The following is a 25,720-nucleotide window of genomic DNA, read 5'->3' on the forward strand; positions in this document are numbered from 1 at the left end:
TCCGGAAAACAAATCGTCTGTGCAGCGATGCGCAAGCTGCTGCACATCGCCTATGGGGTACTTAAATCGGGCCAGCGTTTCGACCCTCAACTGGCCCTTGCTCGGTAATGGGGAAGACGGTATCTACGCATTGCGACCAGGCGGTGTCAGGTAAGCCGCCGTTGCGCCACGATTGGCCTCGCTGGCCTTGAATTCCATCTTGGCGATGCTGCGCAGATGCACCTGATCTGGACCGTCAGCGAAGCGCAAGGCCCGCCCGCCGGTCCACATGTCCGCCAGCGGCGTGTCCGGCGTCAGGCCCATCGCGCCATAGACCTGCATGGCGCGGTCGGTAACGTTGGTCAGCATTCTCGGCACCAGTGCCTTGATCATTGAGATTTCCTTGCGCGCCGCCTTGGCGCCGACCTCGTCGATCATCCACGCGGTTTTCAGCACCAGCAGACGCGCCTGTTCGATCTCGATGCGCGACTCGGCGATCCAGTCGCCGATGTTCGAGTACTGCTGCAGATACTTGCCAAACGCCTTGCGCTCCTGACAGCGTTCGACCATCAGTTCCAGCGCCAGCTCCGCCATGCCGATGGATCGCATGCAATGGTGAATACGGCCCGGCCCGAGCCGCGCCTGCGCCATCATGAAACCGTCGCCCTCCTTGCCCAGCAGATTGCTCGCCGGCACTCGCACGTTACGCAGGACAAGTTCGCTGTGGCCTTCCGGCGCGAGGTGGTTCATCACTGGGATGTTGCGCACCAGCTCGACGCCCGGCGTGTTGAACGGCACCAGAATCATGCTCTGCTGCTGATGGGTCTCCGCGTCCGGGTCGGTCTTGCCCATGACGATCAGCAGCTTGCAGTTGGGATGCGAGGCGTTGGTGATGAACCACTTGCGTCCATTGATCACGTAGTCGTCGCCATCACGACGGATCAGCGTCTGGATATTGGTGGCATCGGAGGACGGCACGTCCGGTTCGGTCATGGCGAAGGCGGAGCGGATCTCGCCGTCAAGCAAGGGATTCAACCAGCGCTGGCGCTGCTCCGGCGTGGCGAACATGTGCAGCAGCTCCATATTTCCGGTGTCCGGCGCATTGCAGTTGAACACCTCCGACGCCCAATGCACGCGCCCCATGATCTCGGCCAGCGGCGCGTACTCCAGATTGCTCAGTCCCATGCCCGGCTCATCCTCGCCGAGCGATGGCAGGAACAGGTTCCACAGCCCTTCCGAGCGCGCCAGCGCCTTGAGATCCTCCATGAAGGAGACGGGGTAAGCGCCGGCCGCGACCTCCATATGCCAGGCGCCGATACGCGGCACGATGTATTGATCCATGAACGCGAGAAGCTGCTGACGCAGCGCTTCGACACGTGGGCTGTAGGCGAAATGCATCGGATACCTCGGCGGTCTGACGGGTCAGGAATGCAATCACCATAGGCGCGGTTAGTAGGAAAAAGAACGAGTCTAAAGCGGCTGAATCAGCCGCCAATCACGCCGGCTGATAGCGCGGCGGCATTGACCGAGGTCATCGTCTGCCAGGCGCCGATGCACTAGGGCCACGCTTACCAGTGCAGGTAGAACATCCCTTTGGCCAGCAGCACGATGCCCACCATCTGCGCGAAGATCGCCCAGTGGATGCGCCGATATCGAGCCGGCGTCATGCGCCCGCTGCGCAATAGCATGGCGACCATGCCAAAGGTGAAAAAGACACCCACCGCCAGCAGGATCTTCAGCGACAGCAAGGTCGCGAAGCTGCTGGCGAAGGGGTCGGCCAACACCTGGCGGTGATACCAGGCCAGACCGATACCGGCGCCGTAGACAAACAGCACGACCCAGTGCAGCACCACCCGTAGACGTGCGCCGACCGCCTTGTCGACCCTCTGCATCAGCTCCGGCTCGATCTGCTGCCGCACGCGGCTGAGCACCGCGACCTCGACGAACAAGGTGCCGATGAAGAAAATGGCCGCCAGCAGATGAATGACATGCAGCAGGGAATAGCTCATCACGGCTCCTTCGGTTGTGATGCCGGCCAGCCTAGCAAAGCCACTGGCAGAACAGGCTAGCGATTCAGTGCCGTCAGGTCGCCGCCCTCGCGTTGAACCTGCTGTCCGGCGAGCAGGTCATTGTTCGACGTCCGCAGCCGCGTCCGACTGCCATCGTCCTTCTCGATCACATAAAGGGTTTGCTCCAGCCCGGCCGCCTCCTGTACACCCTGCCCGGCCAGGTAGCCCAGGCCACCACCGATCAGCGCACCGATGGGTCCGCCAGCAGCTGCTCCCAGCATGAATCCGCTGAGCCCACCGAAACCACCACCGACGATGCGATCCTCACGCGCCGACACCACTTCATCGGCGCCAGCCAGCGAGCTGACCAGCAGGGTTGCGCAGGTAACCAAAGCGACTAGATTCTTCATGCAATGCTCCGTGATGTGTTGTGTCGTTCCCCTGTACACAGTCATGAAGCGTGCCGCTTTTAAAATCATTAGAATTCAATTACTTAACTATGTGTATGTATTTTTTACCCCGTCTTTATAGGTATAAACGACCATTACGCTAGGTACTTTTCACCACATACTCAGATACTCCTTATCAAGGAGGCCGACCGAGTGATCCACTGCAAACGCGCCTATGAGCCGCCTGCACCTGATGACGGCCATCGGGTGCTGGTCGATCGCCTATGGCCACGCAACCGGCGCAAGGAAACGCTGGCGCTGGATGACTGGAGCAAGACGCTGGCGCCCTCGAACGAACTGAGACGCGCCTTCAAGGCTGGCGAACTGACGTTCGAGAGTTTTCGGGAAGCGTACCGGCGGGAACTGGCGAGCCACCCGGAGCACTGGTGGCCGCTGTTGGACATCGCAGCCAGAGGTCCACTGACGCTGGTCTACGCCGCGCGCGATGAACAGCACAACAACGCGCAGGTGCTCGCCGAGTGGCTGGAAGATGAGTTGGAGCGACGTGGCGCGCCCACATTGCCCACGTGCTATGCCGGCGAGCCGATGGCCTGATTGCCCGAAAGTCTGTCGCGCCGTCATCGGGCGCCCCGGGGCGTGGGCAGCGCAGCGATACACGCAACGAACGACATGCGACTGCCTGCCTGCGACCCGCGCCCGTGCTCACTGACGCTGGTCGCTACGGCTATGTGGTTCAATGCATCAACAGCGTGCCGCCAGGAGCCCCCGCATGCAGGTCGAGTTGCTCGAAATACGCGACCATCTGAGTCGCTTCGCCCCCTTCGACGGTCTGCCGGACGACACGCTCGACGAAATCGCACGACAGGTCGAGGTCGGCTATTTCAAGGCCGGCAGCGACATTCTTCGCTACGGCGAGACGATCTCGGAGCTGCATTACATCCGCAGCGGTGCCGTGGAGGTCTACCGGCGCAACGGCGAACTGTACAACCGCCTGTCCGAAGGCGAAGTGTTCGGTCAGTTCGGCCTGTTGCGCGGTCACAAGGTGCGTCTGCCGGCACGGGCGATCGAAGACAGCCTGATCTACTTCGTTCCCGGCCTGTTGTTCGAGCAGCTGTGTGAGGCCAATGACCCTTTCGCCGACTTTGTCGAAGCCGAAGGCCAGTCGCGCCTGAAGGTGGAAGAGCCGCAGGGCAAGGCGAGCGAGCTGATGAAGATCAAAGTCCGCAAGCTGGTCACCCGGCGCACCGTCAGCGTGCCGCTGGGCACCAGCGTGCAAGAGGCCGCGCAGGTGATGACCGAGCATGGCGTGTCCTCGCTGGTGATTCTCGGCCCGTCGGCGAACGCCGCCGAGGCGTCCAGCCTCCAGGTCATGACCGGCATCACCACCGACCGCGACCTGCGCACGCGGGTGCTGGCCGAAGGACTGCCGCTGGATACGCCGGTCGATCAGGTGATGTCACCCAACCCGATCACCATCCAGGCCGACGACTCGGTGTTCGAGGCCATGCTCAGCATGCTGCGCAACAACATCCATCACCTGCCGGTGATGTATCGCCAGCGCCCGGTCGGGGTGATCAACCTGTCGGACATCATCAAATACGAATCGCAAAGCAGCCTGTATCTGGTCAACAGCATCTTCAACAAACAGTCGGTCGCCGAGCTGCAGGGCCTGGTGCCGGACCTGCGCGCCACCTTCCTGCGCATGGTCAACGAAGAAGCCACGGCACACATGATCGGCAGCGCCATGTCAGGCATCGGTCGCAGCCTTACCCATCGCCTGCTGGAGCTGGCCGAACAGCGGCTCGGACCGCCACCGGTGCCCTACTGCTACATGGTGTTGGGGTCGATGGCGCGCGATGAGCAACTGATCGTCACCGACCAAGACAACGCCTTGGTCCTCGACAACCGTTTCGATCCACGCATCCATGACGAGTATTTCCTGCAGCTGGCGAGCTTCGTCAGCGACGGCCTGGCCGCCTGCGGCTACAGCTACTGCAAGGGCGGCATCATGGGGAGCAACGCCAAGTGGCGCCAACCCCTGCGGGTCTGGAGGGGCTACTTCACCCAGTGGATCGAGCAGCCCAATCCCGAAACGCTGCTCAACAGCTCGATCTTCTTCGACCTCAGCAGCGTCTACGGAGAGGCCGGACTCGTGGAAAGCCTCAAGGATCTGATCGCGCAAAAGGCCAGCAGCAACCCGCTGTTTCTCGCCGCCCTTGCACGCAACGCGCTCAACCGCACGCCACCGCTAGGGTTCTTCCGCACCTTCGTGATGGAAAAAGACGGCCAGCAGAACAACATCATCAACCTCAAGGGGCGCGGCACCGCGCCGCTGACCGACCTGATCCGGGTGCATGCTCTGGCGGTCGGTTCCAAAGCGCAGAATTCCCAGGACCGTCTGGAGGCCATTGCGGCCACCAAGCTGTTGACCGAAGACGCCATCACCCAGCTGCGCAATGCCCTGGAATTCCTCTCCATCGTGCGCATCCGTCATCAGGCCATGGACTTGCTGGAGGGACGCGAGCCGGATAACTACATCGAGCCGGAACAGATTGACGCCAACGAACGACACAACCTCAAGTCGGCCTTCCAGGTGCTCAGCAATGCGCAGCAGTTTTTGCGCTTCCGCTATCCGGGCCAACTTCCAAGCCGGCCGCTATGAAGCGTAGCGGATCTCGTACGGCCCCCGACTGGCCAGCCGTGTTTGCCCAGCTCGCGCGCACGGCCCGCGACCCGCGCCTGGTCCGTTTCTACGAGGCCGGTACGGTCAGTGCCGACACGCCACTGGAGCAGGTGCCCTTGCTCGCCCTGGACGTCGAGACCACCGGCCTGGACAGCCAGCGCGACTCCATCGTCAGCCTTGGCCTGATGCCCTTCGACCTGCAGCGGATCCGCTGCCGCGAGGCCAGCTATTGGGTCGTCAAGCCGGTATGCGAACTGAGCAGTCAATCGATCACCTTTCATCACATCACGCACTCGGATGTCAGCAACGCACCGAGGCTGGCCCACGTGCTCGACGAACTGCTGGAGAAAATGGCTGGCAGGATCATGGTGGTGCATTACCGCAGCATCGAGCGGCGCTTTCTCGACCAGGCCGTACACCACCTCCTTGGCGAAGGCCTGCAGTTTCCGGTGATCGATACGATGCAGCTGGAAGCACGACTGCACCCGCGCCGACGTGGCTGGCTGCGCCGAGTGCTCAGCACCAAGCGGCCCGTATCGATCCGCCTGGCCGACAGCCGCCTGCGCTATAACCTGCCGCTGTACCAGGCCCACCATGCCCTGACCGATGCCCTGGCTACCGCCGAGCTGTTGCAGGCGCAGTCGGCCCTTCATTACCCACCGACCACTGCGGTAGGCGATCTATGGAATTGAAAAGGCGCGACCGCTACTAACGGTCGCGCCTTTTCGGATCGCCTGCCAGGCGGCCGGGCCGCCTGGACATAAGGCCTAAGCCACTACCGAGGCTCGCTCATCAGTCCCTTGACGATGGACACGCAGCCAACCAGCAGAACGACGGTGAATGGCAGGCCGGTGGACACCGCCATGGCCTGCAAGGCGACCAGACCGCCGCCGAGCAACAGTGAAGCAGCCACTCCACCCTGCAACACAGCCCAGAATGCCCGCTGCGGTACCGGCGCGTTAATCTTGCCACCCGCTGTGATGGTATCGATCACCAACGACCCCGAGTCAGACGAGGTGATGAAGAACACCACCACCAGCACAATACCGACAAAGGAGCTGATTTCCGCCAGCGGCAATTGCCCGAGCATGACGAACAGTTTCAGCTCAAGCGCTGCATCCTGGACGCCGGTAAAGCCCTCGTTAACAAACTGACCCAACGCGGTGCCACCGAACGAGGTCATCCACAGTACCGATACCAGCGATGGCACCAGCAGGACGGCGATCAGGAATTCACGTACCGAGCGGCCACGGCTGACCCGGGCGATGAACATACCAACGAACGGCGACCAGCTGATCCACCAAGCCCAGTAGAACGCAGTCCAGCCTTGGCTGAAGTTGGCGTCAGCACGGCCTATCGGATTGGATAGCGCCGGCAGGTTGACCAGATAACTACCAAGGTTGCTGAAGAAGCCGGTGAAGATCGCCAAGGTCGGGCCGACGATGATGATGAACAGCAGCAGCAGCAGCGCCAGCACCATGTTGAATTCCGACAGGCGCTTGACCCCCTTGTCCAGTCCCGCCAGCACAGACATCAGCGCGAGGGCAGTGATACCCGCGACCAGCAGCACCTTGCTGGTATCTGTATTGGGCATACCGAACAGAGATTCGAGGCCGGCCGCCGCTTGCTGAGCCCCAATGCCCAATGATGTAGCAAGGCCAAACAGGGTGGCAAATACCGCAAGAATGTCGATTAAATGACCCGGCCAGCCCCAGACCCGCTCACCAAGCAGCGGGTAAAAGATCGAGCGAATGCTCAGCGGCAAACCTTTGTTGAACGAGAACAGCGCCAGAGCCAACGCGACGACGGCGTAGATCGCCCAAGGGTGCAGGCCCCAGTGGAAGATGGTGGCAGCCATACTCAGGCTAGCCGCAGCCTGTGCATCGCCAGCAGCGGCGCCCAGCGGTGCCCAGTCGGTACGTACGCCGTTCTCTACAGTGGTGCCGCCCATAGCCGTGGAGAAATGCGACATGGGTTCGGAAACGCCGTAGAACATCAGACCGATGCCCATGCCGGCGGCGAACAACATGGAGAACCACCCGATATAGGAATAGTCCGGCTTCGCATCCGTGCCGCCCAGGCGAACTTTACCCAGCGGTGAGAGGATGAGCCCCACGCACAACAGCACGAAAATGTTCGCCGACCCGATGAAGAACCACGCCAGATTGCCAGTCAGCCAGTCGCGCATGGCGGTAAACACCGGCTCGACTTCGCTGCGCAGGGCAAGGGTAACGATCACAAAGAAAACGATCGTCACTGCGGAGATACTGAAAACCTTGCTGTGGACATCGAAAAACTTGCGTTTGATATTGTCCTGACCGATGACGTAGTCGGTATCGATCAGGTTGGCCGCCCCGGTCGGTGCGGGAATGCTCTCCACGGACGTTGCCGGGGTCTTTCCAGGATTGGTCGCCACCTGCTGTTCTCCTTATTCTGGGTTGGCACATCGGAAACAAGCACAAAGACGGCACGCCCCTCTGCTGCACACGAGCTCAGGTACGCGCTTCGCAAGAATGCTAACAGCCGAAGGGTGGCGTTAAGCGGCCAAGACCGGCATCGACGATTCCATAACCGTCATCCGTCGGAGGCAAGCCTTGCCGTTGCCTGGCGGTTAAGGTAACGCCAGGTCGAAGTCCAATCGACTGGCAACTGCCCTGACAGCACGCCTGCGTGGCAGGCAGCCCGGCTGCCGAAGGGCTGGAAGCAATACCGTTTCGTCAGGAAGGCCGTCGCGCCAGCGGTAATAACAGTGCGGGATGGAACGAGGCCAGGTGAAGGAGTGACAAGCGCTCGCCGACTCTGGATGTCGGCGAGCCGAGTGGCTGAGGATCAGCGCTTGCGATTGACCGTCAATGCGGCGCGGATCACATCGGCGCCGATCTCGCTTTCGTAGGCCTGCCAGACCGGCATCATCTTTTCACGCCAGGCTTGGCGCTGCTCGGGCGTCAAGGCGATCAGCCTGCTGCTGCCGCTGGCGAGGATTCGGTCGCGGTCGCGCTGGTTCAGCGCGGCGGCCTCCTTATTCACCGCCTGGGTGACCTCGAGGATGATGCCTTCGAGCTCGGAGCGTACTGCAAAGGGCATGCTCATCCAGAACTTCGAGCTGGTCACCAGCATATAGTTGAGCACCCCGTGATTGCTCTCGGTGATGAACGGCTGAACCTTGTGCATGTTCTGGCTGGCGATGTTCGACCAGGGGTTCTCCGCGCCCTGGACCACACCGGCCTGCAGCGACTTGTAGACCTCGGCAAACGGCAGCACCACCGGCTTGGCCCCGACCGCATTGAACTGCGCTTCCAGTACCGCCGAGGGCTGTATGCGAAACGCCAGGCCAGCGGCGTCGCCCGGCAGTCGCAGCGCCTGCGTGGCAGAGAGCTGCTTCAGACCGTTGTTCCAGTAGGCCAGGCCATAGATCCCTGAGTCGGCCATGGAGCGCAGCAGATCACGGCTCGTCTCACGCGACTGGAAACGCTGGACGGCGGCCTCGTCGTCGAACAGAAACGGCAGGTCGAACACCTGCAGCTTCTTCGTGTACTTGCCAAACTTCGACAGGGACGGTGCGAGGATCTGCACCTCATTGTTCAGCAGCGCCTGCATCTCCTCGGCATCGCCGACCAGTGTCGAGTTCGGGTACACCTCGACCTTGACCTTGCCCGCCAGACGCTCGTGTACCAGCTTCTGGAACAGCAAGGCGCCCTTGCCCTTGGGCGTGTCGTCCGCCACCACGTGGGCGAACTTGATAACGAAAGGCTCCCCATCGGCCGCCATGACCGAGGCACTCAACCCACACAGGACCGCGACCAACGCAGCAACACAAGACTTGAACATCTGACCCCCAACGGGAATAGCCCGCATCGACGCCTTGTGAGCACCGTTCGAGCGGTTTATCGAATAACGACGGGACCTGACTCACACCGTGGCGTGGTCGGTCCATTCTTTGGTTTGAGTTAGCCAGATCATCTCGACTGCGGCGGTCGGCGCCTGCCCTTTATTGGAATGCGGGTGACGTCGAACCGGGTGCGGAACGACTGTGCCAACCGAGGCGGAAAGTCTTGGCCATCACCCTTGATGGCACAAGCACCAGAAAGTCCAACCAGCTCTCAAAACAGCACATCTCACTCATCGGAACGGCCGAACTTTCGATCCGCTGCCCCTTTCTACAGGCAACACCCTTAGCCATCCGATCAGCCATGAACGAACTTTCGACCCCCTCCTCGCAAAACCCCGCCGTGATCGACTGCCTGATAGTCGGTGGAGGGCCGGGCGGACTGACGGCGGCGCTCTATCTCGCGCGCTTCCGCCGCAGTTGCGTGGTCATCGATGCCGGCTCCAGCCGTGCCTCATGGATACCGCGATCGCATAACTACCCAGGCTTCCCGCCGGGCATCAACGGCAATGACCTGCTCGCCCGCCTGCGTGAACAGGCCAGGGGCTATGGCGCGCGCCTCGAGCACGGCCGGGTCGAGCGCATCGAGCCACATGCCGATGGCTTCAGCGTGCGCTATGGCGATGCCACCTGCGTGACGCGGCGGATCATCCTCGCCACCGGGATCGAGGACACCCTGCCGGACATGCCGGATGTCGAGCAGGCCATCGGTGAGGGCAAGGTGCGGCTGTGTGCGATCTGCGATGGTTATGAGGTCGACGGTGACAATGTCGCGGTCTACGGCGAAGCAGAAAATGCCATCAGCCATGCGGTATTCCTGCGTACCTTCACCGATCGCGTCACGGTGGTGGTGCATGGCGAGCCCAATGCCTGCGACCAGGCCATCGCGCTGGCCGAGCACTACGATATCCGCGTGATCAGCGACCGCGTCGAGTCACTACACCTCTGCGAGACCGGGATCGAACTGCTGACCTGCAGTGGCGAACGGCACCATTTCGACATCATCTACCCCAGCCTGGGCGCGCGGTTTCGCTCCGACCTGGCGCTGCAGCTGGGCGTCGACTGTGACGAGTGCGGCGGCATCTGGGTGGACGACCACCTGCAAACCACCATGCGCGGCCTTTATGCCATCGGCGATGTAACCATGGGCCTGAAGCAGATGAGTGTTGCCATCGGCCAGGCGGCGCAGGCGGCGACGGCCGTGCACAACAGCCTCGAAGCCAACCCTTGGGGCGGCACCGAGGCGACTCGTTGAAAAAGCGAGCGCAACGGCGACTTTTGCACCAGCCCGATGGCAGCGACGGTCTAGGCTGAATACAAGCCTGTTCGCTTCGGAGCCTTTCATGTCACTCAGCGTATTCGACCTGTTCAAGATCGGTATCGGCCCGTCCAGCTCGCATACGGTGGGGCCGATGCGCGCCGCGCTACGGTTTGCCGAGGGGCTCAAGCGTGACGACCTGTTGGCCGTCACCGAACACCTGAAGGTCGAGTTGTACGGCTCGCTCGGTGCCACCGGCAAGGGCCATGGCAGTGACAAGGCCGTTTTACTGGGCCTTGAAGGCGAGCGGCCCGAGGACGTCGATACCGACGCCATCTCCCCTCGCATGGCAGCGATGCGCGAATCCCACGAGCTGCGCCTGCTAGGCGAAAAACTCATTCGCTTCGAGACCGGCAATGACCTGCAATTCATCCGCAAGCCATTGGCATTCCACCCCAACGGCATGATCTTTCGCGCGTTCGACGCCGCCGGGCTGCAGTTGCGCAGCCGCGAATACTATTCGGTCGGCGGCGGCTTTGTTGTCGATGAGCAGGCTGCGGGCGATGACCGCATTGTCGAGGACACCACACCCCTGCCCTTCCCCTTCCACAGCGCAGACGAGCTGCTCGCGTTATGCGACGAGCATGGCTTATCCATCAGCGAGCTGATGCTGGCCAACGAGGCCGCCTGGCGTCCGGAAGCCGAAACACGGGCGGGGCTACTGAAGATCTGGCACGTGATGCAGGCTTGCGTAAAGGCCGGGTGCAACACCGAAGGGGTCATGCCCGGCGGGTTGAAAGTCGAGCGCCGCGCCGCCGGCCTCTACCGTCAGCTCAGCGAGCACCCCGAAGCCAACCTGCGTGACGCGCTCAGCGTACTCGACTGGGTCGACCTCTACGCGTTGGCCGTCAACGAGGAAAACGCCGCGGGCGGCCGTGTGGTGACGGCGCCCACCAACGGTGCGGCCGGGATAGTGCCTGCCCTGCTGCACTACTACATGCGCTTCATCCGAGGCGCCAACGAAGACGGCGTGGTGCATTTTCTTCTGACCGCGGCGGCCATCGGCATCCTCTACAAGGAAAACGCCTCGATCTCTGGTGCCGAAGTCGGCTGCCAGGGGGAAGTGGGCGTGGCCTGCTCCATGGCGGCCGGCGCCCTGTGCGAAGTGCTGGGGGGTACGCCACAGCAAGTCGAGAATGCGGCCGAGATTGGCATGGAGCACAACCTCGGGCTCACCTGCGACCCGGTCGGCGGGTTGGTTCAGGTGCCCTGCATCGAGCGCAACGCCATGGGCGCGGTCAAGGCGATCAACGCGGCACGCATGGCCTTGCGTGGCAACGGCAAACACTTCATCTCGCTGGACAAGGTGATCCGCACCATGCGCCAGACCGGCGCCGACATGAAAAGCAAATACAAGGAAACCGCTCGCGGCGGGCTGGCGGTGAACATCATCGAGTGCTGAAACACCCGCCGCCGCGAAACTCTGGCTCCGCGCAAGCAGCAATCGACATCACAAAGCCCTATCATCCGTTTGGCGGCGCCATGTCTGACGGATGAATCTCCTCACCCGGCTCGCTGTCTCCCACTATGACGACCGGGAACATTCGCATAAACGCCGAGGAAAACGATGAGTACCAGCCCTGAGCCGTCCACGCCCAAGAACATGCCATTGACCCGAAGCACACTTGAGTTTCCTGTGGTCGGCATCGGCGCCTCGGCGGGTGGCATTCAGGCCCTGATGACCTTCTTCGAGCACATGCCGAACGACTGCGGCATGGCATTCGTGGTGATCATGCACCTGTCACCCAAGCATGAGAGCAATATCGACAAGATCATTCAGAACGTCACCAAGATGCCGGTGCTACAGGTCACCCAGTCCGTAGCCATCGAGCGCAACCGTATCTACGTGATCCCGCCGGCGCTGGACCTGTCGATGAATGACGGCTATCTGCGCCTGCAGCAACCGGAGCGCGAGCGCGGCCCGCAGGTGGCCATCGACCTGTTCTTCCGCGCGCTGGCAGACGTCCATCACAGCCATGCGGTAGGCATTGTTCTCTCTGGCAGCGGCGCCGATGGCTCGGTGGGCCTGTCGCGCATCAAGGAACAAGGTGGCGTGACTCTGGCGCAGGCGCCGGAAGATGCCGAATACGAATCCATGCCCAGCAGCGCCATCGAGACCGGCATGGTCGACATCGTACTTCCCGTGGCCGAGATGCCGCAGCGACTGATCGAGCTGTCGCAGAACCTTCAGGCCTTACTCGCTCGGAAGGATCCGCTGCCAGCACTGAGTGAAATAGAGCAGCAGGACGCTGCTGATGGCGAGCTGGAATACGCCCAGGCGCTCACGCAATCCAAGCCCAACGAACTGGCGCTGCGCGAGATTCTAGCGGCCCTGCGGGCCCGCACCGGCCACGACTTCCGACACTACAAACAAGCCACGGTGTTGCGCCGTATCGAGCGGCGCATGCAGGTCAACGCCTTGCGCGACATGCCGAGCTATGCCCGCCATCTGCAAAGCCACCCGGAAGAAACCCCGGCGCTGCTGGCCGACATGCTGATCGGGGTGACCAACTTCTTCCGTGACCGCGAGGCGTTCGAGGCACTGGAGCGCGACATCATCCCAGCGTTGTTCGAACAGAAGCAGAACTCTGAGGAAAAGTCTCTGCGCGTCTGGTCGGCGGCATGCTCAACCGGGGAAGAAGCTTACTCACTGGGCATGCTGCTGGCCGACCAAGCTGAGGTCAGCGGTGTACGCGGCGATATTCAGCTGCAGGTATTTGCCACTGACATCGATGACCGCGCCTTGGAAACCGCTCGCGCCGGCATCTACCCGGAAGCCATCGTCACCGACGTAGCGCCCGCCAGGCTCCGACAGTATTTCGTCAAGGAACAGAACCATTTCCGCATGCAGAAGGAGCTGCGCGAGCGGATTCTGTTTGCCCGCCACAATATCCTGCGTGACCCGCCCTTCTCGCGGCTGGACCTGATCTCCTGCCGCAACCTGATGATCTACCTGGACAGGGACATCCAGGTCGAAGTGCTGCGCATGTTTCACTTCGCGCTCAACCCCGGCGGCTACCTGTTCCTCGGCAGCTCGGAAACCGCCGACGCCTGCAGCCAGCTGTTCACGCCGGTGGACAAGAAGAACCGTATCTATCGCGCCAAGGACGTGGGCTCTTCCCTGCGTCGCGCGCCAGCGGCGCCGTTTCAGGGCTTTGCCGTCAGCACTGCGCCTCGCCCGCCGCTCAGCGAGCCCTACAGGCGCAATAAGAAGTTCTCCTTCTCCGAGGTGCACCAGCGTGCCCTCGAGCAATATGCACCGCCCAGTGTGATCGTCAATCACGAAGGCGAGATCGTGCACATGTCCGACAAGGCGGGAACCTTCCTGCGCTATGTCGGCGGCGAGCCTTCACTGAACCTGACCACGCTGATTCATCCGCAGCTGCGCCTCGAATTGCGCACGGCGCTGTACCAGGCCACCCATACCGGCAAGAGCGTCGAGGCGCGGCGCGTTCGGCTGGAGCGTGACGGTCGCAACTTCTACGTGAACATGGTGGTGCGGCCGTTCCGCGATAACGAGGCCGGCAGCGAGTACATGCTAGTGCTGTTCGACGAGGTCGAAGCCTGCATGGACAGCAGCACGCTGGAGCACCCCGATACCAAGGACAGCGTCCTGACCCAGCTCGAGGCCGAGCTGCAGCAGACCAAAGAACAGCTGCAGATCACCATGGAGCATTCGGAGACCTCCACCGAAGAGCTGCGCGCTTCCAATGAAGAGCTGCAAGCCATCAACGAAGAATTGCGTTCGGCCACCGAAGAGCTGGAGACCAGCAAGGAAGAGCTGCAGTCGATCAACGAAGAGCTCACTACGGTCAACTTCGAACTGAAGACCAAGGTCGACGAAACCAGCAAGATCAACGATGACCTGCAAAACCTGATCTCCTCGACCGACATCGCCACGGTCTTCGTGGATCCCAAGATGCGCATCAAGTGGTTCACCCCGCGGGCGCGCGACATCTTCAACGTGATTGGTAATGACGCCGGCCGGTCACTGTTGGATATCACCCATCGCCTCGATTATCCGCTGCTTCACCAGGACGCTGCCGAGGCATTCGATGAGCTGCACCTGGTCGAGCGCGAGGTCCACAACCGCAATAACGACCGCTGGTATCTGGCGCGCTTCCTGCCCTACCGCACCCTGGACGATCGCATCCAGGGCGCCGTGCTGACCTTTATCGACATCACCGACAGGCGCCGCGCCGAAGCGCAACTCGAGGCCGGCGAAGCACACATGCGGCAACTGGCACAAAGCACAAAGGGTTACGCCATCATCACGCTGGATTGCGAAGGTGTTATCACCACCTGGAATCGCGGCGCGGAAGCCATCTTTGGCTATACGGAAATGGAAGCAATCGGCCAGACCGTCGACATGCTGTATACCGAGACGGACCGCAAGGCTGGTGTGCCGGAAGCCGAACGCGAGCGAGCCCTGAAGCAGGGGCAGGCCTCCGATGAGCGCTGGCACCTACGCCGGGATGGTTCGCAGTGCTTCTTCAGCGGCCTGGTCAACCCGTTGGTGGATAACGATGGCACCGTGACCGGCTTCGCCAAGATCGCCCGCGACCTCACCGAAGAGCGACAGCAGAACGCCAATCAGCAGAGCGAACTGGAAAGCATCCAGGCCGCCAATCTGCAGAAGGACCAGTTCTTCGCGGTGCTCTCACATGAACTCAAACACCCGCTGAATCTGATTCAACTCAACACCGACCTGCTGGCCCGCTCCCAGGCCGCCAGGAACTCCCCGAGCCTGCGCAAGGCGACCCAGTCGATCCAGAATGCGGTGCGCAGTCAATCGCGGATCATCGATGACCTGATGGACGTGTCGCGCATCCGCACCGGAAAGCTCAAGCTGCAATTCTCAACCCTGCTTTACCAAAACGTGCTGCACGGCATCGAAGCGGTATTCGCCCCGCTGGCACAGGCGGAAAGCGTCACCTTCGAGGTGTTGAAGCCCAGCCAGCCGATCTACGTCCACGCCGATCCGACGCGCCTGGACCAGATCATCTGGAACCTGCTGAACAATGCCTGGAAGTTCACCAAGGGCGGCGAACGCATCTGCATGCAACTGGAGCGCGATGGCAACCTGGCGCGCCTCGACGTGATCGACACTGGCGAAGGCATCTCCGCAGACTTCCTGCCAAAGGTCTTCGACATGTTCGGCCAGGCGGAAATGCAACATTCGCAGCGCTCCAAACATGGCCTGGGGATCGGCCTGGCGCTGGTCAAACAGCTGGTGGAAGCGCACGGCGGCCGTATCGAAGCCTTCTCCGAAGGCCTCGGCCGAGGTACACGGTTCAGTGTCTGGCTGCCGGTGCACCTGCAAGCCGAACTGGAGCTCAGCGAACTGGGCAACGATGCTGAGATCGGTAGCCTGGCGGGCATCCGTATTCTGCTGGTCGATGACTCGGCGGATATTCTCGAAACCCTGTGCGAACTGCTGGAAAGCGAAGGCGCCAAAGTCACCACAGCCGACGGCGGCGCGCAGGGTATCGAGCTGGCTGAACAAAGCCTGTTCGATGTGATCGTCTCCGACATCGGCATGCCGGAGATCGACGGCCACAAGATGATGACCACGATCCGCGGCGGCACGACCAATGCCGACACGCCCAGCATCGCCCTGACCGGTTACGGCACCCTGCGCGACGTGGAAAAGGCCAAGGCCGCCGGCTTTACCCTGCACCTGCGCAAACCGATCGACCTGCAAGCCCTGATCGACGCGGTGACCCAGGCGGCGCACTAGCCCGGGCGCGCGACGGCTCGCTGCTCTTCACAGCAGTGAGCCCGTGCACCACACAGGGGGTCAACTGCGCACGAGTGGCTTTGCGTAGGAGCGAGGGGGACGCCGAGTCCTTGCTCGCGAACCGCGACGACGACGCAGCGCCGATGCTTCGGCCGATCTCCGCTTCGCCAGCAAGCTGGCTCCTACAGACAGGTGCTGCGCCGCAACGGCGATCAGCCTTCCTTGCCAATCCCGTAGCCCCGCAGCTTGTTGGCCACGGTGGTGTGCGAAACGCCAAGGCGTTTGCCCAGCAGCCGGCTGCTCGGATGGCGTTGATACAACTCCTGCAGCACGGCCTTTTCGAAGCGGCCGACAATGCTGTCCAGATCGCCGTCCAGCGAGAAGTCACCCAACGGTTGCGGTGAACCGTAATCCGGCAGGCGAATGTGTTCGGGTTTGATCACCCCGCCCTCGCACAGCGAAACCGCCTGGAACAGCGTGTTCTCCAGCTGCCGCACGTTACCTGGCCAGTGATAGCCGGCCAGCCGCTCCAGCGCCTTCGGTGACAGGCTCGGCAAGGCGCAGCCGATCTGCCGGCTGGCCTGATCGAGAAAATGCAGCACCAGCGGTTCCAGCCCATCCACGCATTCGCGCAGCGGCGGAATGTGCAGCGAGAGGACGTTGAGCCGGTGATACAGGTCCTGGCGAAACTCGCCCTTGGCACAGAGTTCGGACAGATCCAGTTGCGTGGCGCAGATCACCCGCACGTCGAGATAAACCTCCTCATCACTGCCCACCCGTCGAAAGCAGCCGTCCTGCAGGAAGCGCACGAGCTTGGCCTGCAAACGTGTGCTCATTTCGCCAACCCCGTCGAGGAACAGGGTGCCGCCGGTGGTCAGCTCCAGCAGACCGAGTTTGCCTTCCGGGCGTGCCCCTTCAAAGGCGCCAGGGCCGTAGCCGAACAGCTCGGTCTCGGCCATGGATTCCGGCAGGCCGGCGCAATTGAGCGCCATGAACGGCGACTGCCCCCGCGGGCTGGACAGGTGACAGGCGCGCGCCAGCAGCTCCTTGCCGGTGCCGGTTTCGCCTTCGATCAGCAACGGCGCATCCAGCGGCGCCATGCGGCGTGCTTCACGGACCACGGCGGCCATCACTTTGGAGCTCTGGAAAATACTGTCGAAGCCGCGCAGTTCCTGCTTGCGCACGTTATAGATGCGTTCACCGACGCGGTCAGCACGGTGCAGCGTGAGCACGGCGCCTGCCAGGGCTTCATTGTCATCGTGCTCCGACTGCAACGGCGCGATGTCGGCGAGAAACACATCGCCCTTGATGGTGACGCGCAGGCCGTTGATGCGTGCCTTGTTCGCTCGCACCAGCTCCGGCAGGTCGAAATCCTCGGCGTAGCGCGACAGGCTCATGCCCGGCACCTCATCCACGCGAACCCCGAGCAGCTGCGCCGCGGCACGGTTGGCGGCGACGATGGCACCGGCCATGTCGATGGAGAGCACTGGAAACTCCAGCGCGCCGAGCAGCGCATTGAGTTCCAGCGAGTGCCGCTCGCTGGGCATCAGGCCGACCTTGCGCACCTCGAACACGCCTTGCAGCGCCTCGATCTTCGGTCGCAGCGCCTGTAGCTGCAGGTTCATCAGGTTGGGGCAATGCAGGTAAACGGCGTTACCGTGCTCGCCCCCCACTTCGCCGCGCGCCACGTTGATCCCGTAGTCGACCAGCAGTTCGAGCATGTCACGGAGGATGCCAATGCGGTTCTGACAATGAATCTTGATACGCATGCAAGGGTGCCTTTGGGCTTGTTGTTATAAGCGGGATCAGATTTTCTGCTGATCACCGTTGATTTTCGTCAAGATTATTTGACAGATGCGCCCGCGAGCAAGGGGATGTTTGCCTCAATACATCCGATTGTAATCATTTCGTTACGAACACAAGTGCCGCCTCGTGCCTCTTACTGCGTTAATGGACTCGCCAGAGCGGTGGCAGCGCGTTCAGATGGAGCCATTCCATAACAACAAAGACTCAGGCGGCCGCCCCGCTCAGGAGGTCAGATGAAAGCCACTCAATACGTTGCCCGCGAACCGGATGCGCAAGGCCACATCCACTATCCGGACAGCGAACACGCGGTTTGGCAAACCCTGATTGAACGTCAGCTGAAACTGCTCGATGGCCGCGCTTGCCAGGAGTATCTGGACGGCATCGAACAGCTCGCACTGCCCCATGACCGCATCCCTCAACTGGGCGAAATCAACCGCGTGCTGGAGGCGACCACCGGCTGGCAGGTCGCCCGGGTGCCGGCGCTGATACCCTTTCAGACCTTTTTCGAGCTGCTGGCCAGCAAGCGCTTTCCGGTCGCCACCTTCATCCGCACCCCGCAAGAGCTGGATTACCTGCAGGAGCCTGACGTCTTTCACGAGATCTTTGGCCATTGCCCGCTGCTGACCAACCCCTGGTTCGCCGAATTCACTCACACCTACGGCCAGCTCGGCCTCAAGGCGACCAAGGAAGAGCGCGTCTACCTGGCGCGGCTGTATTGGATGACCATCGAGTTCGGCCTGGTGGAGACTTCAGCTGGCCAACGTATCTACGGCGGAGGCATCCTCTCCTCGCCGAAGGAAACGCTCTACAGTCTTTCCGGCGAGCCCGAGCACCAAGTGTTTGATGTAGTCGAAGCCATGCGTACGCCGTACCGCATCGACATCCTGCAGCCGGTGTACTTCGTCTTGCCGGAGCTCAAGCGACTGTTCGATGTGGCCCATGAAGACATCATGGCGCACGTACGCAACGCCATGCAGCTGGGCCTGCACCGGCCGAAGTTTCCACCAAAAGCGGCGTAGGGTGGAAAACTGCAAAGCATTTTCCACGCGTCCGTTTCGTTCCCAACGACGTCTCCCGGCGGCGCCGGTCGTTCTGACCAATTGGTGGATGAGCCTCTGGGCGCCATCCACCCTACGGTTGCTCGGCAATGCGGCGGACAGGCCCCACGCGTGGACAAGCCTGCGGCGTTGTCCACCCTACGCTGCTTAACTCTCATCAACCCCATCACGTAGGGTGGGCTTTAGCCCACCGATCCAATCAACCAACCGATTACCACAAGGACCCAACCATGACCGCCCTCACCCAAGCCCACTGCGAAGCCTGCCGCGCCGACGCACCCAAGGTATCCGATGACGAATTGGCCGAGCTGATCAAGCAGATCCCGGACTGGAACATCGAAACCCGCGACGGCCACATGGAGCTGGAGAAGGTCTTCTTGTTCAAGAACTTCAAGCACGCTCTGGCTTTTACCAACGCCGTCGGCGAGATTGCCGAAGCCGAGGGCCACCACCCCGGCCTGCTCACCGAATGGGGCAAGGTCACCGTGACCTGGTGGAGCCACTCGATCAAAGGTCTGCATCGCAACGACTTCATCATGGCCGCGCGCACCGACGAGGTCGCGAAAAACGCCGAGGGTCGCAAGTGAAGCAGTTCGCTGACGTGGCGCGGGTACCTGGCGACCCGATTCTCGGTCTGCTCGATGCCTATCGCGCCGATCCCAACCCGGCCAAGCTCGACCTCGGTGTCGGCGTCTACAAGGATGCCCTCGGCCTGACGCCGATCCCCAAGGCCGTAAAGCTGGCCGAGCAGCGGCTGATCGACAGCGAACAGACCAAAAGCTACATCGGCGGCCACGGTGATCCGCTGTTCGGCGAGCAGCTGTTGCAGCTGGTGCTCGGTGAAGGCTCACCGGCGCTGGTCGAACACCGCGCAGGCTGCACCCAGACACCCGGCGGTACCGGCGCGCTGCGGCTGGTGGGCGATTTCATCGCCAAGTGCCTGCCGGGCCGCAGCCTCTGGCTCAGCGACCCGACCTGGCCGATCCACGAAACCCTGTTCGCCGCGGCCCGCTTGAAGGTCGAGCATTATCCCTACGTCGACGCGCAGAACAGGCTGGACGTGCCGGCCATGCTCGCCGCGCTGGAGCAGATCCCCAGCGGTGACGTGGTACTGCTGCACGCCTGCTGTCACAACCCCACCGGCTACGATCTGAGCCGGGACGACTGGCGCCAGGTACTCGAGATCGTGCGCCGCCGCGAGCTGTTGCCGCTGTTCGATTTCGCCTATCAGGGTTTTGGCGACGGCCTGGATGAAGATGCCTGGGCTGTCCGCCTGTTTGTCGAAGCGTTGCCCGAGGTGCTGATCACCAGTTCCTGCTCGAAGAATTTCGGTCTGTACCGCGAACGCACCGGTGCGCTGATCGTGGTCGCCGCTGACGGCGAGTCGCTGATCGATGTGCGCAGCCAGTTCGCCTCGGTGGCGCGCAACCTCTGGTCGACACCGCCTTCTCACGGCGCTGCTGTAGTGGCGACGATTCTCTCCAACCCCGAATTGCGTCAGCTCTGGCAGCAGGAAGTCGCCGCCAAACGCGAGCGCATCGCCGGTTTGCGCCAGGGGCTGGTGGAAGCGCTTGCGCCCTATGGGTTGGCCGAGCGCTTTGCGCATATCGCGCAACAACGCGGGATGTTCTCCTACACCGGCCTCACCGCCGAGCAGGTGCTGCGCCTGCGGCGAGAGGATGCGGTGTATCTGGTCGAAAGCGGGCGGGCGAATATCGCCGGACTGGACGCTGCACGGCTTGATCAATTGGCGGCGGCCATCGCCCGCGTTACCGGCTGATCACACGCCACTCGCTCGAAGCCCGGAGACCGGCCGACACGGCCGATCTCTGCGTTTTCCGGCTCGGTTCAACATCAACGCCCTCCCCGCGCGTCAAGCGAACCGCCAACCGAGCGCGCCCGTCTCGCCCCATCCACCCGCCCGTAAAGCACCTTTCTGAAGGTCTGGAACTCAGACGCCGCTTTTATGTCGTAGCATTTGGCCATCATGCTGAGTCGATTCTGGCCTACCATATAGCCCTGCTATCTATTCCGGTGTGACTGACCGGTCCGGTGACGAACGGGCTCTAGCGAAAGCCAGGGTAGCCGCTATCTTCAGCAATAGGTTTCGAACGAGCTCGCCCATGATTCATAGCAACACCGCCGGTAACCCTGCTCCGCACCAATACGCCTGCCATTCAGCCAGCGAGCATGGGGCCTGCCCCAGCTGCGCGAGTGGCGAGCGTCTCGGCTTTCGCTTCAGCTACGCCTACCAACCGATCGTGGACATTGCCAAGCGCGAGATCTTCGCTCACGAAGCCCTTGTACGAGGCGTGAACGGCGAACCGGCTCCCAGCGTGCTGGCACAGGTGACCGAGGACAACCGCTTCCGCTTCGATCAGGCTTGCCGGGTCAAGGCTATCAAGACCGCAGCCAAGCTCCAGATGCAGAGCAAGCTGTCGATCAACTTCATGCCCAACGCCATCTATCGCCCGGAACTGTGCATCCGCTCGACGCTGGAAGCTGCCCGTGCGCACAACTTCCCCATCGAGCAGATCATTTTCGAGACGGTCGAAGGCGAGCGCATCAGTGACGCCAAGTGGCTGACCGAGGTCTTCCGTGAATACCAGCGCATCGGCTTTCTAACCGCCATCGACGATTTCGGCGCAGGGTTCGCAGGGCTGAACCTGCTGGCGGACTTCCAGCCGGACATCATCAAGCTGGACATGGACCTGATACGCGGCATCGACCAGAGTCGCGCCCGCCAGGCCATTGTTCGCGGCACGGTGGGCATGTGCGCAGAATTGGGCATCAAGGTCATCGCCGAAGGTGTAGAAACCTCCGACGAGTGCAGCGCCCTGCAGGATCTGGGCATCAGCCTGTTACAGGGTTATCTGTTCAGCAAACCGCTGTTCGAAACCTGCAGCAATGCCGATTCCCTGACCTGGCCAGCTGAACGACCTTAGCGGGACTCAAGCAGCTTGAGCAATTCCCGAGCGGCTTCTTCCGAGGACGCCGGGTTCTGGCCTGTAACGAGCAGGCCATCGACCAGCACATAGGACGACCAGTCCGGCCCCTTGCTGTAGTCGCCGCCAATTTCCTTCAGTTTGTCTTCCAGCAGGAAGGGCACCACGTCGGTGAGCTGCACCCCCTCCTCCTCGGTGTTGGTAAAGCCGGTGACGCGCTTGCCTTTGACCAGATACTCGCCGTCCACGCCGCGCACCTGCACCAGCGCCGCTGGCGCATGGCAGACCGCCGCCACTGGCTTGCGCGCCTGGATGAAGGATTCGATCAGGGCGATGGAGGTCGCGTTGCCGGTCAAATCCCACAACGGTCCATGGCCACCGGGGTAAAACACCGTATCAAAGTCCGCTGCCGAGACCTCGTCCAGCTTGCGGGTGTTGGCCAGCAGCGCCTGGGATTCGGCATCGTTCTTGAAACGCTGGGTCATCTCGGTCTGAGCATCCGGCGCATCGCTCTTCGGATCCAGCGGCGGCTGGCCACCCTTGGGTGAGGCCAATACGATCTCGGCGCCGGCATCCTTGAACACGTAGTAAGGGGCGGCGAATTCTTCGAGCCAGAAGCCGGTCGGCTTGCCGGTGTCGCCGAGTTTGTCGTGGGATGTGAGGACGATGAGAACTTTCATGGGGTCTCCTTTTAACCGGGCCCGAATGCGGGCCATGGTTCATCTCGACCATGGCGGTGGGGAATGGGTCAATGCCGTGCTTGCAAAGTCTCGTGTCTTAGGCCGGACTATCCGTAGTCACGTCTCGTAGGAGCGAAGGGCCGTCTAATCTTTGTCCCCCCAGAGGCGTCGCGGGCGCATGCATTTGCGTACAACGCCGCTCTCTCCTCGGCTGGAACTACAGGTTGCGCCTCGCACGGCGCGTCACTTTTTCTTGTGTGGCCAAGAAAAAGTAACCAAAAAGAAGGCCACCCCTACATCCGGGTTTTGCTACGCAAAACTTCCCTCCCTCCGGCGCTGCTCCGGGGGTCGTCGCGAAGGGACATCCATGTCCCATCACTCCTCGCTCGGCATCCATGCCTCGCGTCCCCCTGCGCAGCACCTACGCTCGGCCTCCTGAAGGGGAATCGGGACCGAGTCGTCTGGAAGTTCTGGAACAGCGACTGCAACAAAGCGCGTCAACCTTCGGTTGGCTTCGTAGGGTGGAAAACTGCGAAGCATTTTCTACCGCGATCGACGTAGCGACTAATCTCGAACATTGCACTCAAAAATCGGTGGGTAAGCTTGGCGTTACCACCCTTCTATCGTCTAAAACGCTCGCACAACCGCTTCGTTGCACGGCCTATCAGACACCACCGAATCGCCCCTTTCAGGAGGCCGAGCGCAGGTGGCGTGGAAGGGGTTGAGCGGCATGGATGCCGCGAGAGCCGCGATGGGCCAGGGATGGCCCTTCGCGGCGGGCCCCTGGAACGTCGCCGGAGCGAGGGAACCCCGGCGCAGCCGGGGCCGGATGCAGGGGCAAGCGTTTTTGGTTACTTTTTCCGCGTTTGGAAAAAGTGACTCGCCCAGCAGGGCGAAACCAATGCCCAAAACAACCCAATCAATCGGCTAACCACGCGGGCCCGCAGCACAAAAATTCGCACCAGGGACTCGGTGTCCCCAACGCCCGCGGCAACGCAAACTCGTCAAAACAAAAAGGGCGCCGAAGCGCCCTTTTCATCAACCCCGGATCAGATCCGGAAACTCCCCACCAACTGCTTCAACCGCGCCGCCTGCTGCTCAAGATCACCACAGGCCCGCAGCGTAGACTGCAGGTTCTCCACGCCTTCCTGGTTCAGCGTGTTGATCTCGGTGATGTCCATGTTCAGCGACTCGATCACCGAGGTCTGCTCTTCGGTCGCGGTGGCGACCGACTGGTTCATCGCGTCGATCTCACCGATGCTGAGTGTCACGCTGCCCAGGCGCTCACCGGCCTGGTTGGCTATGCCGACGCTGGCCTCGCTCTGGCGCTGACTCTCGGTCATGGTGCTCACCGAATCGCGGGCACCAACCTGCAGCTTCTCGATCATGCCGTGGATCTCCTGCGCCGAGGTCTGGGTGCGATGCGCGAGGCTGCGCACTTCATCTGCAACAACCGCAAAACCACGTCCGGCTTCACCGGCGCGCGCCGCTTCGATGGCGGCGTTCAGCGCCAGTAGGTTGGTCTGTTCGGAGATGCCCTTGATCACATCAAGGATCTGCCCGATGCCAACGGTCTGACTATTGAGGGCCTCGATCTGCTGGCAGGAGGCGCTGATGTTGTTCGACAGCTGCTTCATCGCCTCGATGTTTCGCTCGACCACCTTGCGCCCGTCTTCGGCCTGGTGGCTGGCACCGCTGGCCTGCTGCGAAGCGTCGGCGGCATTGCGGGCGATCTCTTGCGCGGCGGCGCCGAGTTGATTGATCGCGGCGGCCACACTGTTGGTGCGGCTGGACTGTTCGTCGGAGTTGATCATTGAAGAGTTCGAGGCGGCCAGCACTCGCTGCGCCACCTCGTTGACCTGCTCGGTCGCGGACGACACCTCCCGGATGGAGCCGTGAATACGCTCTACGAAACGGTTGAAGGCCATTGCCAGCACACCAAACTCGTCCTGCGATTGCACGGTCAGGCGGCGGGTCAGGTCCCCCTCGCCTTCGGCAATGTTGGCCATGGCGCGGCCCATGTCGGTCAGCGGCCGCATCAGCACACGGATCAGCATGCCCAGCAGGATCATGATGAACACCACAGCGATGACAGTGGCGACGAGCGCCGAGGTACGGAAGCTCGACAGCGCCTCATAAGCCTTTTCCTTTTCCACGGAGATGCCGACGTACCAGGTCACCGAAGGCAGGCCGGGGACCGGGCTGAAGCTGAGGATGCGTGCCTGGCCATCGAGCTCGGATTCGCTGAGATCGCCGGTTACCGAAGGTGTGTTCTGCGGATACAGCTCAGCCAGCGTTTTCATCACTTTGCTTTTGTCCGGGTGGACCAGCACCTTGCCGTCACCGCTGACCAGAAACGCGTACCCCATGCCGTCGAAGTTCAGCGCGTTGATGATGTCGACCAGCGCCTTCAAACCCAGGTCGCCGCCCACCACGCCAACCGTCTGGCTGCCGCTGCCCGCGGGGGTGGCGATCGTGATGATCAGCTCGCCCGTGGCCGCGTCGACATAGGGTTCGGTAAGGGTCGTTCCGCCAGCAGCCACCGCGTCCTTGTACCAAGGGCGGGTGCGCGGATCGTACCCGGCGGGCATTTCGTCTTCCGGACGCATAGTGAAGCGGCCGCTCTGCTCGCCCAGATAGGTAAAGCCGAAGGTTGAGGCAAACGCCTTCTGTTCGAGCAGAGCAACCACGCGCTGATCGGAGCTGTCGTTGGCGATGGACTGCGCAGCGCTTTCCACCAACAGGATCCGACCGGACAGCCAGTTCTGAATGTTGTGAGCGGTGACTTCACCCATCTCATCCAGATAGCTATCGAGATTGTCTCGGATGGCGTTGCGCTGAAGGTAATCGTTGAACAGCGTGAACAGGGCGAACGTCGCGATCACGACGAGTGACGCAGCCAACAGAATCTTGTGGCTGAATTTGAGACGGCTAGGCATGGCGCGTGTCCGGATAGGTCTGGATCGAATCGGCAATCCTTTCCTTATGTAGCGTCCACTGCTTGATCGTATGTCGGCCGCAGGGACTCAAGCTTTAGGCAAATCGCCTGATCAAGATGGGCTACAACCCGCGCCAGCCGGGGGTTTCAAAGCAACTCACGACGGCTTCAGACGAGCGGCATGGCGTTTTGACAGCGCCTTTTTGAATAGCCTGCAAACAAAAACGGCATGCCTTGCAGACATGCCGTTCTGTCAATCCAGCAAGAA

General features: G+C 61.9%; 18 protein-coding genes and 1 pseudogene. 11 read left to right on the forward strand and 8 right to left on the reverse strand.

Annotated features, from left to right (window positions below; genetic code table 11):
- A pseudogene (locus tag CXK96_RS21040) lies at window positions 1-108 on the forward strand (IS110 family transposase); the annotation flags it as partial.
- A 15-nt stretch (window positions 109-123) separates the two neighbouring features.
- Here CXK96_RS21040 and CXK96_RS18155 read toward each other — a convergent pair.
- The 3 genes from CXK96_RS18155 to CXK96_RS18165 form a co-directional block, all read right to left on the reverse strand.
- Entirely contained in the window at window positions 124-1,377 is a 1,254-nt protein-coding gene (locus CXK96_RS18155; RefSeq protein ID WP_102837841.1) for an acyl-CoA dehydrogenase family protein, read from the reverse strand.
- 170 nt (window positions 1,378-1,547) lie between these two features.
- Window positions 1,548-1,988, reverse strand: a complete 441-nt coding sequence (locus CXK96_RS18160) for a CopD family copper resistance protein (protein ID WP_102837842.1) — start codon at window positions 1,986-1,988, stop codon at window positions 1,548-1,550.
- Window positions 1,989-2,044: 56 nt separating this feature from the next.
- Window positions 2,045-2,398, reverse strand: a complete 354-nt coding sequence (locus CXK96_RS18165) for a hypothetical protein (RefSeq protein ID WP_102837843.1) — start codon at window positions 2,396-2,398, stop codon at window positions 2,045-2,047.
- 192 nt (window positions 2,399-2,590) lie between these two features.
- On the opposite strand from CXK96_RS18165, the gene CXK96_RS18170 reads away from it, so the two are divergent.
- From CXK96_RS18170 to CXK96_RS18180, 3 genes are all read left to right on the forward strand, one after another.
- Window positions 2,591-2,992, forward strand: coding sequence for a DUF488 domain-containing protein (locus CXK96_RS18170; RefSeq protein WP_102837844.1), 402 nt, complete (start codon window positions 2,591-2,593; stop codon window positions 2,990-2,992).
- Between the two features lie 175 nt (window positions 2,993-3,167).
- The gene (locus CXK96_RS18175) at window positions 3,168-5,060 is read left to right on the forward strand and encodes a DUF294 nucleotidyltransferase-like domain-containing protein (protein ID WP_102837845.1); all 1,893 of its coding nucleotides are present in this window, start codon (window positions 3,168-3,170) and stop codon (window positions 5,058-5,060) included.
- Window positions 5,057-5,773 carry a 3'-5' exonuclease gene (locus CXK96_RS18180; protein WP_102837846.1) on the forward strand — a complete coding sequence of 239 codons (717 nt, stop codon included), beginning with the start codon at window positions 5,057-5,059 and terminating at the stop codon, window positions 5,771-5,773. The genes CXK96_RS18175 and CXK96_RS18180 overlap by 4 nt, the downstream gene beginning before the upstream one ends.
- Before the next feature lie 83 nt (window positions 5,774-5,856).
- Here the strand turns inward: CXK96_RS18180 and CXK96_RS18185 are convergent, their stop codons facing one another.
- Together CXK96_RS18185 and CXK96_RS18190 are read right to left on the reverse strand one after the other, a co-directional pair.
- Window positions 5,857-7,497 (reverse strand): BCCT family transporter, encoded by a 1,641-nt coding sequence (locus CXK96_RS18185; protein ID WP_102837847.1) that lies wholly within the window; start codon window positions 7,495-7,497, stop codon window positions 5,857-5,859.
- A 413-nt stretch (window positions 7,498-7,910) separates the two neighbouring features.
- Window positions 7,911-8,909: a TRAP transporter substrate-binding protein gene (locus CXK96_RS18190; protein ID WP_219807543.1), complete on the reverse strand. Its 999-nt coding sequence runs from the start codon at window positions 8,907-8,909 to the stop codon at window positions 7,911-7,913.
- A gap of 362 nt (window positions 8,910-9,271) precedes the next feature.
- On the opposite strand from CXK96_RS18190, the gene CXK96_RS18195 reads away from it, so the two are divergent.
- The 3 genes from CXK96_RS18195 to CXK96_RS18205 all read left to right on the forward strand — a co-directional run bounded on the left by CXK96_RS18195 (window position 9,272) and on the right by CXK96_RS18205 (window position 16,025).
- The gene (locus CXK96_RS18195; RefSeq protein WP_180981560.1) at window positions 9,272-10,222 is read left to right on the forward strand and encodes an NAD(P)/FAD-dependent oxidoreductase; all 951 of its coding nucleotides are present in this window, start codon (window positions 9,272-9,274) and stop codon (window positions 10,220-10,222) included.
- A gap of 88 nt (window positions 10,223-10,310) precedes the next feature.
- Window positions 10,311-11,687 carry an L-serine ammonia-lyase gene (locus tag CXK96_RS18200; protein WP_102837849.1) on the forward strand — a complete coding sequence of 459 codons (1,377 nt, stop codon included), beginning with the start codon at window positions 10,311-10,313 and terminating at the stop codon, window positions 11,685-11,687.
- 165 nt (window positions 11,688-11,852) lie between these two features.
- The gene (locus tag CXK96_RS18205) at window positions 11,853-16,025 is read left to right on the forward strand and encodes a CheR family methyltransferase (RefSeq protein ID WP_102837850.1); all 4,173 of its coding nucleotides are present in this window, start codon (window positions 11,853-11,855) and stop codon (window positions 16,023-16,025) included.
- A gap of 212 nt (window positions 16,026-16,237) precedes the next feature.
- Here the strand turns inward: CXK96_RS18205 and CXK96_RS18210 are convergent, their stop codons facing one another.
- The gene (locus CXK96_RS18210) at window positions 16,238-17,794 is read right to left on the reverse strand and encodes a sigma-54-dependent transcriptional regulator (protein ID WP_102837851.1); all 1,557 of its coding nucleotides are present in this window, start codon (window positions 17,792-17,794) and stop codon (window positions 16,238-16,240) included.
- Window positions 17,795-18,064: 270 nt separating this feature from the next.
- Here CXK96_RS18210 and phhA point away from each other — a divergent pair, with 270 nt between their 5' ends.
- The 4 genes from phhA to CXK96_RS18230 all read left to right on the forward strand — a co-directional run bounded on the left by phhA (window position 18,065) and on the right by CXK96_RS18230 (window position 21,834).
- Window positions 18,065-18,850: a phenylalanine 4-monooxygenase gene (gene phhA, locus CXK96_RS18215; protein WP_102837852.1), complete on the forward strand. Its 786-nt coding sequence runs from the start codon at window positions 18,065-18,067 to the stop codon at window positions 18,848-18,850.
- 269 nt (window positions 18,851-19,119) lie between these two features.
- Entirely contained in the window at window positions 19,120-19,476 is a 357-nt protein-coding gene (locus CXK96_RS18220) for a 4a-hydroxytetrahydrobiopterin dehydratase (RefSeq protein ID WP_102837853.1), read from the forward strand.
- Window positions 19,473-20,669, forward strand: coding sequence for an amino acid aminotransferase (locus CXK96_RS18225; protein WP_102837854.1), 1,197 nt, complete (start codon window positions 19,473-19,475; stop codon window positions 20,667-20,669). Before CXK96_RS18220 ends, CXK96_RS18225 begins: the two co-directional genes overlap by 4 nt.
- Before the next feature lie 343 nt (window positions 20,670-21,012).
- Window positions 21,013-21,834 carry an EAL domain-containing protein gene (locus CXK96_RS18230; protein WP_102837855.1) on the forward strand — a complete coding sequence of 274 codons (822 nt, stop codon included), beginning with the start codon at window positions 21,013-21,015 and terminating at the stop codon, window positions 21,832-21,834.
- Here the strand turns inward: CXK96_RS18230 and CXK96_RS18235 are convergent.
- A complete protein-coding gene (locus CXK96_RS18235) occupies window positions 21,831-22,514 on the reverse strand; it encodes a type 1 glutamine amidotransferase domain-containing protein (RefSeq protein ID WP_102837856.1) in 684 nt (227 codons plus the stop codon). The two genes, CXK96_RS18230 and CXK96_RS18235, sit on opposite strands and share 4 nt — an antisense overlap.
- Before the next feature lie 1,049 nt (window positions 22,515-23,563).
- Window positions 23,564-25,453 carry a methyl-accepting chemotaxis protein gene (locus tag CXK96_RS18245; RefSeq protein WP_102837858.1) on the reverse strand — a complete coding sequence of 630 codons (1,890 nt, stop codon included), beginning with the start codon at window positions 25,451-25,453 and terminating at the stop codon, window positions 23,564-23,566.
- Between the last annotated feature and the right edge of the window lie 267 nt (window positions 25,454-25,720).

This window comes from Stutzerimonas stutzeri (assembly GCF_002890895.1).
In the GTDB taxonomy this organism is placed as follows: Bacteria; Pseudomonadota; Gammaproteobacteria; order Pseudomonadales; family Pseudomonadaceae; genus Stutzerimonas; species Stutzerimonas stutzeri_AB.